At 66.4% G+C, this 14,883-nt stretch carries 14 protein-coding genes and 6 pseudogenes; 6 read left to right on the top strand and 14 right to left on the bottom strand.

Features of this window, described 5'->3' with window-relative positions; all coding sequences use genetic code 11:
• Positions 1-130: 130 nt before the first annotated feature.
• From WS62_RS03020 to WS62_RS03005, 5 genes and pseudogenes are all read right to left on the bottom strand, one after another.
• Positions 131-724 (bottom strand): annotated as a pseudogene (locus tag WS62_RS03020) (potassium-transporting ATPase subunit KdpA); the annotation flags it as partial.
• A 60-nt stretch (positions 725-784) separates the two neighbouring features.
• Positions 785-1,028 (bottom strand): annotated as a pseudogene (locus WS62_RS37785) (potassium-transporting ATPase subunit KdpA); the annotation flags it as partial.
• Positions 1,029-1,179: 151 nt separating this feature from the next.
• Entirely contained in the window at positions 1,180-1,599 is a 420-nt protein-coding gene (locus WS62_RS03015; RefSeq protein WP_066567520.1) for a hypothetical protein, read from the bottom strand.
• Positions 1,596-2,231, bottom strand: a complete 636-nt coding sequence (locus WS62_RS03010) for a GNAT family N-acetyltransferase (RefSeq protein WP_082720649.1) — start codon at positions 2,229-2,231, stop codon at positions 1,596-1,598. The genes WS62_RS03015 and WS62_RS03010 overlap by 4 nt, the downstream gene beginning before the upstream one ends.
• Before the next feature lie 164 nt (positions 2,232-2,395).
• Entirely contained in the window at positions 2,396-3,052 is a 657-nt protein-coding gene (locus tag WS62_RS03005) for a YceI family protein (protein ID WP_066567515.1), read from the bottom strand.
• Between the two features lie 87 nt (positions 3,053-3,139).
• Between WS62_RS03005 and WS62_RS03000 the strand changes: the two genes are divergently transcribed.
• Both WS62_RS03000 and WS62_RS02995 read left to right on the top strand, forming a co-directional pair.
• Complete coding sequence (locus tag WS62_RS03000) at positions 3,140-3,757, top strand: TetR/AcrR family transcriptional regulator (protein WP_066567509.1); 618 nt, start codon at positions 3,140-3,142, stop codon at positions 3,755-3,757.
• Between the two features lie 104 nt (positions 3,758-3,861).
• Positions 3,862-4,341, top strand: coding sequence for a nuclear transport factor 2 family protein (locus tag WS62_RS02995; protein ID WP_066567506.1), 480 nt, complete (start codon positions 3,862-3,864; stop codon positions 4,339-4,341).
• Between the two features lie 171 nt (positions 4,342-4,512).
• Here the strand turns inward: WS62_RS02995 and WS62_RS02990 are convergent, their stop codons facing one another.
• From WS62_RS02990 to WS62_RS02980, 3 genes and pseudogenes are all read right to left on the bottom strand, one after another.
• Positions 4,513-5,505 (bottom strand): M14 family metallopeptidase, encoded by a 993-nt coding sequence (locus WS62_RS02990; RefSeq protein WP_066567502.1) that lies wholly within the window; start codon positions 5,503-5,505, stop codon positions 4,513-4,515.
• 150 nt (positions 5,506-5,655) lie between these two features.
• A pseudogene (locus tag WS62_RS02985) lies at positions 5,656-5,974 on the bottom strand (aldehyde dehydrogenase family protein).
• A gap of 187 nt (positions 5,975-6,161) precedes the next feature.
• Positions 6,162-7,247 carry a tartrate dehydrogenase gene (locus WS62_RS02980; RefSeq protein ID WP_066567499.1) on the bottom strand — a complete coding sequence of 362 codons (1,086 nt, stop codon included), beginning with the start codon at positions 7,245-7,247 and terminating at the stop codon, positions 6,162-6,164.
• Positions 7,248-7,409: 162 nt separating this feature from the next.
• Here WS62_RS02980 and WS62_RS02975 point away from each other — a divergent pair, with 162 nt between their 5' ends.
• From WS62_RS02975 to WS62_RS02960, 4 genes are all read left to right on the top strand, one after another.
• Complete coding sequence (locus WS62_RS02975) at positions 7,410-8,327, top strand: LysR substrate-binding domain-containing protein (protein ID WP_066567496.1); 918 nt, start codon at positions 7,410-7,412, stop codon at positions 8,325-8,327.
• A gap of 273 nt (positions 8,328-8,600) precedes the next feature.
• Positions 8,601-9,278, top strand: a complete 678-nt coding sequence (locus WS62_RS02970) for a methyltransferase family protein (RefSeq protein ID WP_066486790.1) — start codon at positions 8,601-8,603, stop codon at positions 9,276-9,278.
• Positions 9,279-9,410: 132 nt separating this feature from the next.
• A complete protein-coding gene (locus WS62_RS02965; RefSeq protein ID WP_066567494.1) occupies positions 9,411-10,034 on the top strand; it encodes a glutathione S-transferase family protein in 624 nt (207 codons plus the stop codon).
• A gap of 73 nt (positions 10,035-10,107) precedes the next feature.
• A complete protein-coding gene (locus WS62_RS02960) occupies positions 10,108-10,932 on the top strand; it encodes a PhzF family phenazine biosynthesis protein (protein WP_066567522.1) in 825 nt (274 codons plus the stop codon).
• Positions 10,933-11,128: 196 nt separating this feature from the next.
• Here WS62_RS02960 and WS62_RS32385 read toward each other — a convergent pair.
• The 6 genes and pseudogenes from WS62_RS32385 to WS62_RS35840 form a co-directional block, all read right to left on the bottom strand.
• Positions 11,129-11,361: pseudogene (locus WS62_RS32385) on the bottom strand (Lrp/AsnC ligand binding domain-containing protein); the annotation flags it as partial.
• Positions 11,362-11,406: 45 nt separating this feature from the next.
• A pseudogene (locus WS62_RS32380) lies at positions 11,407-11,619 on the bottom strand (glyoxylate/hydroxypyruvate reductase A); the annotation flags it as partial.
• A 32-nt stretch (positions 11,620-11,651) separates the two neighbouring features.
• Complete coding sequence (locus tag WS62_RS02950) at positions 11,652-12,512, bottom strand: GNAT family N-acetyltransferase (protein WP_066567491.1); 861 nt, start codon at positions 12,510-12,512, stop codon at positions 11,652-11,654.
• A 463-nt stretch (positions 12,513-12,975) separates the two neighbouring features.
• The gene (locus tag WS62_RS02940) at positions 12,976-13,440 is read right to left on the bottom strand and encodes a hypothetical protein (protein ID WP_066567486.1); all 465 of its coding nucleotides are present in this window, start codon (positions 13,438-13,440) and stop codon (positions 12,976-12,978) included.
• A gap of 77 nt (positions 13,441-13,517) precedes the next feature.
• Positions 13,518-14,756, bottom strand: coding sequence for a patatin-like phospholipase family protein (locus WS62_RS02935; RefSeq protein WP_066567483.1), 1,239 nt, complete (start codon positions 14,754-14,756; stop codon positions 13,518-13,520).
• Positions 14,753-14,883: pseudogene (locus WS62_RS35840) on the bottom strand (3-hydroxybutyrate dehydrogenase); the annotation flags it as partial. The pseudogene WS62_RS35840 and the gene WS62_RS02935, both read right to left, overlap by 4 nt.

Genomic DNA, 14,883 nt, shown 5'->3' with positions numbered 1-14,883 from the left:
CCGACCCGCCGTTCTGAACGGTACCGCCGTCGCAACACGTCAAAGGGGCCCGAGGGCCCCTGCGTACTTGAGAAAATTACTCAGCATTGCGCCGCCGTTTAAGCGCGGTTTTACGCCGCCATCAACAGCTTCAATGCATGGCTCCCATCGTCACCTGTTCGACAATCGGCCCGAGCGCGAGCGCAGGCAGATACGTCAGCAACGTCATCAACAAGATCGTGCCGATCAACATCACCACGAAGAGCGGCCCGTGCGTCGGCAGCGTGCCGGGGCCGGCCGCGCGCCGCACCTTCGGCGCGAGCGAGCCGGCGAGCGCGAGCACCGGCACGATCGTCGCGAAGCGGCTGAACCACATCGCCGCCGCGAGCGTCGCGTTGTAAAACGGCGTATTGGCGGCGAGGCCCGCGAATGCACTGCCGTTGTTGTTCGCCGCCGACATGAACGCGTAGAGGATTTCGCTGAAGCCGTGCGCGCCGGGATTCGCGATGCCTGCGACGCCGTCCGGCAGCAACACCGACGCGGCCGTGCCGACGAGCACGACGAGCGGTGTCGCGAGGATCGCGATCGCAACGAGCTTCATGTCGTGCGGATCGATTTTCTTGCCGAGATATTCGGGCGCGCGGCCGATCATCAATCCCGCGACGAACACGGCGAGCATCGCGTGCACCGGCATCCCGAAAAGTCCCGAGCCGGGGCCGCCGAACACGCCTTCGCCGGTCTGCACTGACGGCGGGAAGTGCCTGCGGATTGAGCGGCAGCAGATGCTGCGCGCGGTGCAATGCATAGAGTGCGATCATGCCGAGCAGATTGAACAGCAGTAGCGCGACTGCGTAGGTTTTCCAGCTCATTCCCTGTTCGGGATCGATGCCCGCCGCGCGATATGTCCATCGCTCGACGAACTGCAGCATTCGCATCGACCATGGTGGATCGCCGTTCGCGATACGAGCGATGTAGCCCCCGAGCGGCTTGACGAGCAACGTCAGTACCACGATGAAAAGGCCGATTTGCAGATAGGCGCAGGTCGGCATCGATTCTCCCGCTTCAATCGTCGGTTCGGTCGCGCTTCACGTCTCCATTACAGCGCGGCGGATATCAAATCGTTCGAAAGAACGGCGCGACGGGCGTAAACGAAGCGTCAATATTTCAATGCGGAACAGATTCGGGATGACGGCTCGCGCGTCACCGCGCATCGTCGAGCAGTTTCGGATTCAATTCGATATTCAGGATGACGAGCCAACGTTTCGGGCAATCGAGAGGGACGTTGGGTAGGGTATCGGCATGCGGCGTTTTGCGCAGACGCCCGCTTGCCTGCGCTTCGAGATAGGCGCGCTGCGCGTCGGATTGCAGCCAGAAGCTGACGAGCGCGCAACTGATGAAGTTGAAGAGAAGCAGCGGACCCGGTTCCACGTCGCAGCCGATGCCGTACGCGAGGCTCGCGAACGCCGCCGTCAACGCCTGACTCGTTGCGATCGTGATGAACTCCACTTTGGCGAGACCGCGCACGCGCATCGCGGCCTTCACATGTCCGAACTTGCGCACGTCCCGTTCGCTGGGCTCGCATTCGCGCTCGCGCCGGCGCACATCGTCGTCGGACTTCATGCGGCGCGTTCGAGCGGTGTCGGTGTAAGCGGCAGTTCGCAAGCCTTCGATGCATACGAAGGCGATGCCGCTGTCGGCTTGCTGAGGATCGCGCTGTCGTAGCTCTTTCCCGAGAAGTGCATCACGTCGACGATTCGGAATCCTTGGCGTATGTAGAAGCCGACGAGATGCGCGGCGGGCTGCGGCGTGTCGAGCGCGAGGCGCCGGTAGCCGCGCGCGGCCGCCCAATGTGCGGCGAATGCGAGCAGCGATCGTCCGATACCGCGCCCTTGCCAGACCGGATCGACGCCGAACTGCCGCAGCGTCGCGACGTTGCCGCGGCGATAGAGCTCGCACGGCGACGACAGGTCGCGCGCATGTAGCGTCATTGTCGCGACGAGGTGGCCGTTGCAGACGGCGACGAAGCACTCGCCCGCAAGCGCGCGCTGCCGCGTGACGGCGGCCGGCTGATCGACACACGGGCAATTGAGTCCCATCCGGCCGAGCCGCACGAACGCGCGATGCAACAGCGCGGTCAGCTCGCCGTACGAGTCTTGCGCCGGATCGAAACGTCTCAGCACGACGCGGCCGTCCATGCGAGTCGCACACGCGAAGTGCGCGGGTCGTTCGGTCTTCGCTCGTTGCTGCTGCATGACACCTCCCAAACCTCGACGGTTGTCCGAAGTGTAGGGAGTCGCGAGCGAGTCCTTCAAGAAAAAATGTCGTAAAAAATTTCGGCGTGGCGATGTGCGTCGTGATGGATGACGATCGTCGCAAACGTCACGTGTCGCGAAAGATCCGGAGTGTCATCGGCCCGTCATTGCGCGGGCGTCTCGCCTTCCTTGACGAACTCCGCTTCGATGCGCACGCGCACGTCGTCGCCGACGGCCGGATACCAGCTCGTCACGCCGAATTGCGCACGGCTGAACGTGCCGCTCGCGGAAAAGCCGAGCGTGCCCTGCTTCGTCAGCGGATTGCGGCCGTAGCCGTTGAACGTGACGACGAGCGTGACGGGATGCGTCGCGCCGCGGATCGTCAGGTTGCCGGTCAGCGTGCCTTGCGTCGCGCTCGTGCGGGTGAAGCGCGTGCTGTCGAAACGGATTTGCGGATGGCGAACGGCGTCGAGTGCATCGGCGCCCGCGACGAGCTTGTCGAGCAGCGGCACGTTGGTGTCGACGCTCGCCGCGTCGATCGACGCTGTCACGCCGCTGTCGGCGAGCCCGCCCGTGCGCCAGTCGAGTTGCGCGTTCGCGCGATCGAAGCGCATCGCGACGCGCGAATACTTGAAGTGATCGACGTCGAACACGATGCTCCAGTGGTGTGGATCGAGCGTGTAGCGGCCGGCCGGAACAGCGGCTTCCGTCGTCGATACGCTGTGCGTGACGACCCGCAGCGGCGTGCAGCCTGCCGTCGTTCCCGCGATCGCGATCGCGATCGCACATGCGATCCATCCTGCCCATCTTGCCGGCTTCATCCGTGCCTCTTTTGTCGAATGTGTGCGAAGACGATAGCTCATCGATTCGATGTTGACAAAGGAGAATGATCGTTCTACCGTAAACGCATGGATACGAAACCTGACCTCTCTCCCGCCGCCGGCGCGCGCGAGCGCCTGCTCGACGCGGCCGAAACGCTGGTCTATGCGGGCGGCATTCACGCGACGGGCGTCGATGCGATCGTCAAGCTGTCGGGCGCCGCGCGCAAGAGCTTTTATACGCACTTTGAATCGAAGGAGGCGCTCGTCGCCGCCGCGCTCGAAAGGCGCGACGAACGCTGGATGACATGGTTCGTCGACGCAACGGAACAGCGCGGCAAGTCGCCGCGTGCGCGACTCGTCGGCATGTTCGACGTGCTGCGCGAATGGTTCGAGCAGACGGACTTCCACGGCTGCGCGTTCCTGAACGCGGCGGGTGAGATCGAACATCCGGACGATCCGATTCGCGTCGTCGCGCGCGAGCACAAGGAACGTCTGCTTGCATTCGTGCGCGAGCAGCTCGACGCATACGCGGCCGAAACCGGCGCGGACCGGCGGCACGTCGCAAGGCTCGCGCGTCAATGGCTTGTGCTGATCGACGGCGCGATCGGCGTCGCGCTCGTGAGCGGCGACGCGACGGCTGCGCGCGACGCGCGCGCGGCGGCGGAGCTGCTGATCGACGCGACGTTGCCGAACCGTTGCGGCTGACGCCTCGCCCCGTTTTCATTCGATCGAATTGCAGTACCTCGACCTGCCCGCCGTCCACCGGCGAGCCGGGCAGGCTTTTTCACGTCCTCAATCTGGAGAACACGATGTCCGATTCAACTGAAATCCGTCCGCCTGTCCCGCCGTTCACGCGCGAAACCGCCATACAAAAAGTTCGGGCTGCTGAAGACGGCTGGAACACGCGCGACCCCGAGCGCGTGTCGCTCGCCTATACACCGCAGAGCAAATGGCGCAACCGCGCGGAGTTCGCCACGGGCCGTTCGGAGATCGTCGGGCTGCTGCGTCGCAAATGGACGCGCGAGTTCGACTATCGATTGATCAAGGAATTGTGGGCGTTCACCGACAACCGGATCGCGGTGCGCTTCGCGTACGAATGGCACGACGACGCGGGCAACTGGTTCCGCTCGTACGGCAACGAGAACTGGGAGTTTGACGAGAACGGCCTGATGGCGCATCGGCATGCGTGCATCAACGACATGCCGATCCGCGAAGCGGACCGCCTGTTCCACTGGCCGCTCGGCCGCCGGCCCGACGATCATCCGAGCCTGTCGGATCTCGGGCTTTGATAGACGGCGGGCGGTGTGCGGCATCGCGCCGCGCGAAGCAGCGATGTGCGGTGCGATGTGGCATGAAAGGCTGCGAAGCTTTGCTTCGCGGCGCCGCCTGATTTCGAATGCCGAGTGCTGAGCGCCGAATGTCCGGCGCTTGGCGCAGCATCGAACGGCCCGCCGCCCGCATCATTCTCGCTGCGGCACTTCGCGTTCGAGACGACCGAGTCGCACGACGGTCACGCCGGGACGCAACTGACGCAGCGACGGCATGACGAGCACGCAGTCCGGATACGGCGTCGTGACGGGCACACCGTCCGACCAGCCGATCACCTCACCTGCTTGCGCGAAATGCTCGAGGCCAGTGTACGCATCGGCGAAACGGAAGTCGTAGCTCGTCGCGACGACGGGCTCCGTCACCTGGACGATCCGCATCGTTTTCGCGAGCGGCAGGAACCAGTCGGCGGGCAGATCCCGCTCGTCGACGATGCCCGATGCGACCAAGAAGCGCGCGGTGCTGTCGCGCGCGACCGCCACCGCCTGCGCTTCCCAGTGCTGACCGCATTCGATGAGGAGCGCATTCTTCGCGCTTGCCGGATCGCCGAAGCCGTCGTAATCGCGCATGCGCTTGCCTTCCGGATGGCCTTCGTCGCGAATCACGGTCGACGGCGCGCCGATCTGCAGCGCGAGCGCCGTGCCTTTGTCGAGCGGCCCCGCGACGATCAGCGGCGCGCTGCGCTCATGCATCGAGTGCAGGTCGAGCAGCCACTCGGCTTCGTCGACGAACGGCCGCAGCGCGCGCGCACGATCGAGCTCGACCGAGCGCTTCGACGAATCGTCGAGCACGGCCGGCATCCACACGCGATTGAAATCCTGATCGACGAAGCGCGCGGCGTCGGGCTCGGCCGGATCGAAGCGCTCGTACGCGGCGACGTTCGCGAACGACAGCGTCAGCACGCCGCGGCGCGGACGCAGTCCCATCTTCAGCATCGCATCGACGACGATCGCGCCGCACACTTCGTTGCCGTGCGTGAGCGCGTTGATCATCACGTGCGGGCCGGGCACGCCCGAACCGAAGCGATGAACGTAGTCGACGCCGGCATTGCCGGCACGATGCGCATCGAGGTTCGGAAAGTCGACCTCGATCGAATAGTGAGGAAATACGGGAGCCGATTCGGTCATGGTGAGCTTTTTCGGGAGTCGATGAATACGTCGCGGCGGTTCACGCGCGCAACGGGCATGCGTGATCGCGAGCACGGCCGCCGACATGCACGCGACATCGTTCGGTGAGCGATTTCATGCGATCGCACGCACGTTCGATCATGAGAGGTTTCAGTCGAGGCCGCTTTCGCACAGATATTTGTTCGCGAGATAGTCGTCGAGCCCGTAGCGCGATCCTTCGCGGCCGTAGCCCGATTCATTAACGCCGCCGAACGGGCGCCGCTTCGCTCGCGAGCGGGCCTTCGTTGATGCCGACGACGCCTGCCTCGAGCCGCGACGACACGCGCGCGATCCGTCGCACGTTCTGCGTGTAGAAGTACGCGGCGAGGCCGTACGGCGTGTCGTTCGCGGCGGCGAGCGCTTCGCTCTCGGTCGAGAAGCGGAATAACGCAACTACCGGTCCGAACGCCTCCTCGCCGCAGAACTGCATGCCGGGCGCGGCGTCGGCGATCACGTCGAGCGCGGCCGGATCGGAGACGGCATAGCGGCTGCTCGACGCGGCGGGACGCCATTCGCCGTCGATCCGCTTGCCGGTGCGGATGAGTGCGGTGCGGGACAGCGTGAGCGACATGGTGCGAATCCTGACGAAGCGATGCGGTTGAGACGATGCGTGGCGATCAGCCGAGCAGATGCGCGACGATCGCGTCTCCGACTTCGCTCGTCGACGCCCGACCGCCCAGATCGCCGGTGCGCGGGCCGTGCTTCAGCACGTGCTCGATCGCGGCGACGATCGCGTCGTGCGCTTCGCGGGCGCGGCCGACGCCTTCGCCGAGGAAATCGACCATCATCGCGGCCGACCAGATCATCGCGATCGGATTCGCGACATGCTTGCCCGCGATGTCCGGCGCGGAGCCGTGCACCGGCTCGAACAGCGACGGAAACTTGCGCTCGGGGTTCAGGTTCGCCGACGGCGCGATGCCGATCGTGCCCGTGCATGCGGGGCCAAGGTCGGACAGGATGTCGCCGAACAGATTCGACGCGACGACGACGTCGAAGCGGTCCGGCTGCATCACGAAGCGCGCACACAGGATGTCGATGTGCTGCTTGTCCCACGCGACGTCCGGATAGTGCGCGGCCATCTCCGCCGCGCGCGCGTCCCACCACGGCATGCTGATCGCGATGCCGTTGCTCTTCGTCGCGACGGTCAGCTGCTTCGCGCGGCGCTGCGCGAGCTCGAACGCGAACTTCATCGCGCGCTCGGTGCCGAGCCGCGTGAACACCGCCTGCTGGACGACGAATTCACGGTCGGTGCCTTCGAACATCGCGCCGCCGACGGCCGAATACTCGCCTTCGGTGTTTTCGCGCACGATCATGAAATCGATGTCGCCCGCCTTGCGGCCGGCGAGCGGGCACGGCACGCCGTCGAACAGGCGCACGGGACGAAGGTTGATGTATTGATCGAATTCGCGGCGGAACTTGAGCAGCGACCCCCACAGCGACACGTGATCCGGCACCGTCTCGGGCCAGCCGACCGCGCCGAACAGCAGCGCGTCCATGTCGGAAAGTTGTGTTTTCCAGTCGTCGGGCATCATCTGGCCGTGCTTCGCGTAGTAGTCGCAGCTCGCCCATTCGATCGGCTTGTATTCGAAGCGCAGGCCGAAGCGGCGGCTCACCGCGTCGAGCGCGCGCAACCCCTCGGGCATCACTTCCACGCCGATCCCGTCGCCGGGGATGACGGCGATCTTGTATACCTTGTCACTCATGCTGGATTCCTCGTCGTGTCGAGCCGTCCGCATCGGCCGAACCGGGCGCGAGCGGCATCAGGAGCGCGGTCGTCGGGACGCGCGCCGTTGTCGATTCACGCATTTTATTTATTTCTGGAAGGATTAAAATCGGCCATTCGGTTAATCGACTTTCCACGAATCGTGAACAATGTGCCGAACCTCGACGACCTGCGCGTCTTCAGCGTCGTCGTGCGGCTCGCGAGCTTCAGCGCGGCCGCCGAGCAGCTCGCGGTGTCGCCCGCATACGTCAGCAAGCGCGTCGCGCTACTCGAAAAGCAGCTCGGCACGCGGCTGCTGCACCGCTCGACGCGCCGCGTCGCAGTGACGGAAGCCGGCGAGCGCGTCTATGCGTGGACCGAGAAGATCCTCGACGACGTCGACCATCTCGTCGAAGACGTGTCGACGACCCGCAACGTCCCGCGCGGCACGCTGCGAATCTCGAGCAGCTTCGGTTTCGGCCGGCACGTGCTCGCCCCCACGCTGCTCGACTTCAACGAACGCTATGCGCAGCTCAACGTGCGGCTCGATCTGTTCGACCGGCTCGTCGACGTCGCGGGCGAAGGCTTCGATCTCGACATCCGGATCGGCGACGAGATCGCCGATCACCTGATCGCGAAGCGGCTCGCGACGAACTACCGGGTGCTGTGCGCGTCGCCCGCGTATCTCGCGCGATACGGCACGCCGCGCCAGCTCGCGGATCTCGCCGCGCATCAGTGCCTCGCGATCAAGGAGCGCGATCATCCGTTCGGCGTATGGCGGCTCACGGTGCGCGGCGAGACGTCGTCGGTGAAGGTCGGCGGCGCGCTGTCGACGAATCACGGCGAGGTCGCCGTGCAATGGGCGCTGGCCGGACGCGGGATCGTGCTGCGCTCGATCTGGGAAGCCGGGCCGCTGCTCGCGAGCGGCGAGCTCAAGCGCGTGCTGCCCGATGCGATCCAGCCGGCGAACGTATGGGCCGTCTATCCGGCGCGGCTCGCGGCTTCGGCGAAGGTGCGCGTGTGCGTCGATTTTCTCGCGGACGCGTTTGCGCATCTGAACGAGCGCGCGAACGGCGGATAATCGTCTGGCGAACGTCGAAAATCAGGCGTCTGGCGTTGAATGGCATGCAGCAAATTCGAGCGTTGGGCACCGGCTAACGATCGGCGGCAGTGAATCAACGATCGGCAGTCGGCGTTCGGCCCGTGACTGCAAACGCATCCGCCACTAACGGGCCATCCGGCCGGTCCAGACACCGACTCGCGAATCGATGCCCGATGCGCGATGCGCTACACATGGCGCGTGACGTACAGTTCGCTGTCGTCGCGCGACATGACACAGAAGGAGGAACCCGCAATGAACACGCTGTCGAAGCGCGTACTCGGCGCGCAGGCGCGCTTCGTCGCGGTGCTCGCCGTGCTGATCTTCGCGTCGGCGGGCTCGCTGCGCTACTGGCAGGGCTGGATCTACTGGCTCGTGTTCTCCGGGGCCACGACCTTGCTCGCCCTCTATTTCCTCAAGCACGATCCGGCGCTCGTCGAGAGCCGGATGCGCGTCGGCGTGCGTGCGGAGCGCGAGCTCAGCCAGAAGATCATCCTTGCCTTCGTGAGCGTCGCGAGCGTCGGGCTCGTCGTCGCGATGGGCGCCGAATGGCGCGTCGCGCGGATGCCCGTCGATTGGCGCGCGGTCATGTTCGGCAATGCGCTCGTGATCGCGGGCTTCGCGATCTGCTTCGCGGTGCTGCGCGAGAACCGCTTCGCGTCGAGCATCGTCGAGGTCAAGCGCGGGCAGACGGTGATCTCGTCGGGGCCGTACCGTTTCGTCCGGCATCCGATGTATTCCGGCGCAATGGTGATATTTTTCGGGAGCCCGATCGCCGCGCAATCGACATGGGCCTGGCCGTTCGCCGCGGCGCTCGCGGCGGGCGTCGTCGCGCGGCTCATCGACGAGGAGCGCTACCTGAGCGTGCACCTCGACGGCTATCGCGCGTATTGCGAGCGCGTGCGCTGGCGGCTCGTGCCGCGCGTCTGGTGACGCAGGCGAAAGCGGAACGCGCTTGCGCGCGGCTTGCAAGCGCATCGGTCCGGGCGCAGCGAACCGTATCTGTCGGCATCGCGCGTGCGCCTCTACAATCGTCGGCGTTTTCGTCCAACGAGGTGGTCCGTCATGCTGAAAGTGCTCGGTAAGGCGCCGTCGATCAACGTCCGCAAGGTGTTGTGGACGTGCGCCGAATTGCAGCTCGGATTCGAACGCGAAGACTGGGGCGCAGGCTTCCGGTCGACGCAGACGCCCGAATTCCTCGCGCTGAACCCGAACGGCCTCGTGCCGGTGCTCGTGGACGGCGATTTCGTGCTTTGGGAATCGAACGCGATCGTCCGTTATCTGGCGAACCAGCACGGCGGCGCGCACCTGTATCCGGCCGAGCCGCATGCACGGGCGCGCGTCGATCAATGGCTCGACTGGCAGACGACCGCGCTGAACCGCGCATGGAGCTATGCGTTCCTCGCGCTCGTGCGCAACGAGCCGAGCCATCGTGATCCAGCGGAAATCCGCGCATCGTGCGAGAGCTGGACGCGGCACATGGCGATCCTGAACGCGCGGCTCGAAGCGACGGGCGCGTTCGTCGCCGGTTCCGGCTACACGCTCGCGGATATCGCGATCGGCCTGTCGATCAACCGCTGGCTTCGCACGCCGTTCGACAAGCCGGATTTCCCGGCGGTGTCCGCGTACTTCGAGCGGCTCGCCACGCGGCCGGGCTTCGCCGCGCATTGCGGCAACGGCTTGCCGTGAGCGCCGGTGCAGCGGCGCGCTCACCTTCCATTAACCGATTGCACAGGCCTGGACGACGAACGCGATGAATGCGATGAACGCGAATACCGATCGAGCGGCTGACCGGACGACCTCGGCGCCCATCTATCAAGTCGATGCGTTCGCGAACCGGCGCTTCGCCGGCAACCCCGCGGCGGTCGTGCTGCTCGAGCGCTTTCCGGACGACGTGGTGATGCAAGCGATCGCGGCCGAGAACAATCTCGCGGAAACGGCGTTTGTCGTGCCGCACGCATCCGATTACCGGCTGCGCTGGTTCACGCCGCGGGTCGAAGTGCCGCTTTGCGGGCACGCGACGCTCGCGAGCGCCGCCGTCGTGATGGAACGGATCGAGCCCGAGCGCGAGCGCGTCGTGTTCGACACGGCAAGCGGACCGTTGACCGTCGATCGCACGCCGGGCGGCTATCGGATGGACTTTCCGGCCCGGCCGACCGCGCGAAGCGACGCGCCTTCACGGCTCGCCGACGCGCTCGGCGCGGACGTGCTCGAAGACGTGCAAGCGAACGCGTTCGTCTATCTCGTGAGGCTCGTGAGCGTGCAGGCGGTGCGTGCGCTGAATCCGGACATGGCCGTGCTCGCGGCGCTCGATCGCGGCGGCGTGATTGTGACGGCCGCGGACGGCGGCGATTACGACTTCGTCAGCCGCTATTTCGCGCCGGCGAAGGGCGTGTCGGAAGATCCGGTGACGGGCAGCGCGCATTGCGCGCTCGCGCCGTACTGGGCGGCGCGGCTCGGCAGGACCGCGTTTCGTGCGTATCAGGCGTCGCCGCGCGGCGGCGAGATGCGCTGCCGGTTGATCGGCGAGCGCGTCGAGCTCGAAGGATCGTGCGTGTTCTATCTCGAAGGGCGCGTGACGTTCTGACGAACGGCGACCGCTGCGGCCGTGGCTGTTCCGATTGCTGCGAGAACGGCCGTCGACGCGCGTCCGGCAGGTGCGCTCGCGGTCCGCGCCGATGCGTTTTTCGTCCAAAGGTGAGATTTTTCGGGAGCGGCTGCGGGCGCGTCCGAAGCGGGCTGCCCGTATGCCGATCACCGGCGAAATCGGGCTTTCCGGCACATCAATGCCGATCGGCGAACAGTGCTTCGAGCGGATAACGCCGCTTCACGAACGGCGACTTGATGATCACGTAGCGGAAGTACTCTCGATGCCGATGTTGCGTTCGAGCAGCCCTTCGATGATCGTCTGATCGTGGCTCACGCGGCAGTCATAGCCGCCGCTCGCGAGGTGGCATTCGACGATCTCGTCGACGTTGCGGATCGCCGCGACGAAGCGGTCGAAGTCCTCGCGGCGGTCGAACAGGATGCCGAGCCGCTTGCACGCGTCGCGCATCGCCAACCGATCGACGCTCGCGCCGACCGAGAACACGACTTCGAGATTCGGCATCGGCCGCAGCGGATCGTCGGGCGGCTGCCACGCGGCCAGATAACGGACGGCGGCCGGGTCGCCGACGTCCGGCCACACACGGAACGGCACATCGGGCGCCTTCTCCGCGAAAAGACGCGCCCATTGCGCGCCGCGCGCCGGATCGGCCTTGTAGACGAAAGTCATCGGATGAAGCGTGTGGTGGCGGTCGCGCGGGATCAGCCGAGCGCCTGATTGACGACCGCGAACTGCCGCAGCGCCGGATCGCGCTCGGGCGCTTCGCCGCGCACCATCGCGAGACCCGAATCGACGCGCCGCAGCCCGAGCCCTTCGAGCCAGTCGGACAGGCCGCTGTCGCCCGACACGTCGATCCGCACGAACATGCCGGCGTGCAGCGCGAGCCAGTGGCTGATCAGCGCCTGCGCGCGCGGTGCGTCCGACGCGATCACCGGACCGATCACGTGGCCGCGGCCGAAGCGGCGGAACAGCGCGAAGCCGAGCAGTTCGCCGTCGCGATCGAGCGCGATGCCGCTCGCGACGGCGAGCAGCGCGTCGATCACGGCGCTGCGGTCGTAGCCGCACGCGCGCGACGCGAGTGCGCCGAGGCGCGGCGTGTCGTTGGTGCCGATCGGCCGCAGGCGCTCGCCGGGCGGCAGCGAAATCAGCGGCGGATGGCGCGCGGCGCCCTGGTGCTGCTCGATGGTGCCGTTCGGCTTGAAGCCGAACTTCGCGTAGAGCGGCTCGCCCGCGGGCGTTGCGTGCAGGAACATTGTGCGCTCGCCGAGGTCGTCGATGATCCGCGCGAGCAGCTCGCGACCGATGCCGCGGCTTTGCTGGTCCGGAGCGACGATCACCATGCCGAGCGACGCGTGCGCATCGCCGTAGCGCCAGCCGAGCGCGGTGCCGATCACGCCGCTTTCGTCCGCGGCGACGAAGCCGCTGCCGAGCTTCGCGACGAAGCGCCAGTCGTCGACGCGATGCGGCCACTGCAAGCTGCTGGACAGGCGCTGAGCGGTGTCGATATCGTCCTGGGTGAACGGGCGAAAGGTAAGTGGGCGGGAGGCGTTGGTTTCGGCCACGCTGGACTCCGATTTGAAAGGCTGACGCTGCTAGTGTGGCAGGCGCGCCAAGGGGCGGATAGGACGATCCGCTTGTTTTCGGCGGCGTGGGCGATTTTCTTCCGCGGATTTCGTGGCGCGGAGATTTTGACCCTGATTGTGCTCGTTGGGTTCGGCGTTCGGCGTTCGCTCCGGCCGATGGGCCGGCCGGCGTCACCCGGTTTGGCTCTCCTGCCATGAAGGTGCCGCCGATTTGTTTGACGTGGCATACGTTTCGTCCGATCGCGATGTTCAAAGCGTCGGCTCGCGGGCGGCGACACCGTTGCCTGAGCGTCGGCGTATCCGGCGCAGCACGTCGTCATCGCCGATCATCGGCGGGCTTCCGGTCGGCGCATCGCGTCGTTCGCGACTCGCGGCGGCGCTTGCCGTCTCGCGCATCGCGTGACGATTCGCTCCACGCGTGCGCCGGCTCACCGCGCGCACCTCACAGGCGCTGTCGCTTCGCGAGCGTCAACACCCGTTCCCAGCGCAGCGCGTCGCGCTTGTCGTCCATCGGCAGCTTCCATTCGGCGCGCCGATCGTCGCGCACGGCGACGACCAGATACCAGCGGCCGTCGAGCGCTTCCGCGCGGCAGCCGCTCAGATCGGTGAGCGTGTAGCGGCCGTCGGCGCCGTCCTGCGACAGCCACAGCAGCCCCTTCGTCGCCGATACGCGCAGATCGCCCCACGCGCGCCGAAGCACGTGGGTCCAGCCGTCCTCGCGCGTGTTCGGCGCGACGTCGCGCCGCCGCCGGACCCAGCGCGCGACCGCCGCGGCGGTCACGGCTACCGCGACGACCGCCGCGCCGATCGCAACGGCGTCGCCGAAGCGCGCGGCGATCGCATGAAACGTATAGACGGCGCCCCAGATCAATGCGACGAGCGCGAACAGAACGACCAGAATCGGCATGGCGAAAGTGCGAATGCAGCGAAGAGTTGCGGCGAGGGAATACGCGGCCGGCGCACGCCGGCCGCGAGCGAAGAACGTTACCGGATCCGGTGAATGTCGTGCGTGACGAAGCCCGCGTCGTTGTCCGGCAGCGCGAAGCCGTCCTTCACGGCGAGCGTCTTGCGGATGTCCGCGAGGCCCGCCGACCAGTGGTCGCGCATCGTCGACGCGCCGAACTGATAGTCCTTGTAGTGCTGCTCGTACGCCTTCTGCTGATAGATCAGATGCTGGACGTTGTAGCGCTTGCTGCACGACAGCGTCTCGGCCTGCTGGCACCACGGATCGTTCTTGCGCAGGTCGTCGGGCACCTGGTCGAGCACGCGGCGCAGCACGTTGCGAAAGCGCTGCTCGCGTTGCAGCGTGTCGGTGATCAGGCGCGTGCGGCTCGAATATTGAACGTCCTTCGTGCGCTCGGTCACTTCGTTCATCGATTCCGGCAGCGGCCCGCGCGCGCTCCACAGGTCGACCTGGAACGCGAGCGTGTCGCGGCGCGGCGACGCGCGCAGCACTTCCATCAGCGGCGTGTTCGATACGATGCCGCCGTCCCAGTAGAACTCGCCGTCGATCTCGACGGGCGGAAACGCGGGCGGCAGCGCGCCCGACGCCATGAAATGCTCGGGACGCAGCGTCGCCTTCGTGTTGTCGAAGTAGATGAAGTTGCCCGTACCGACGTTCACCGCGCCGACCGACACGCGCGTTTCGCCCGAATTGATCCGGTCGAAGTCGCACAGCTTGAGGAGCGTCGAGCGCAGCGCGGACGTGTCGTAATAGCTGACCTTCTCCGGCGGATGCGTCGCGCCCGGCAGCGGCGGCGGGAAGCGCGGCACGAAGAAGCCGCGCTGTCCTTGCACGACCGCGCTCGCCGCCTGGCTCGCGGTGAAGAACGTGCGCACGTAATCGTGGCTGTTGAAGAGCGCGGCTTCGAACACGGCCGGCAACGCGGGGAAGAACGCGGGCTGGCAGATCGTGTTCCAGAACTCGCGCAGCCGTTCGACGCGCCGCTCGGGCGGATTGCCGGCGATCAGCGCGGTGTTCAGCGCGCCGATCGAAATGCCGGCGATCCAGTTGAGCGGAATGCCTGCTTCGTGCAGCCCTTCGAATACGCCGGCCTGATACGCGCCGAGCGCGCCGCCGCCTTGCAGCACGAGCGCGATCGTTTCGTACGGCAGATCGTGGAACGGCGCGTGCGCCTGCTCGAGCGCGTGCGGCACGCTTGCTTCGTTGTGCAGGTCCGCCGGATCGACGGCCTGCTTTTCGGTACGGGCGCGCGGCTTCATTGCATGAACCAGCCGTGGCTGACGATGAACGACTGGCCGGTGAGCGCCGCACTCGGGAACGCCGACAGGAACAGCACCGTCTTCGCGACGTCCTCGACGGTCGTGAACACGCCGTCGACCGTCTGGC

The sequence above is a fragment of the Burkholderia sp. ABCPW 14 genome, assembly GCF_001523835.1.
Taxonomy (GTDB): domain Bacteria; phylum Pseudomonadota; class Gammaproteobacteria; order Burkholderiales; family Burkholderiaceae; genus Burkholderia; species Burkholderia mayonis.
This window is presented reverse-complemented; position numbering and strand designations above follow the sequence as displayed.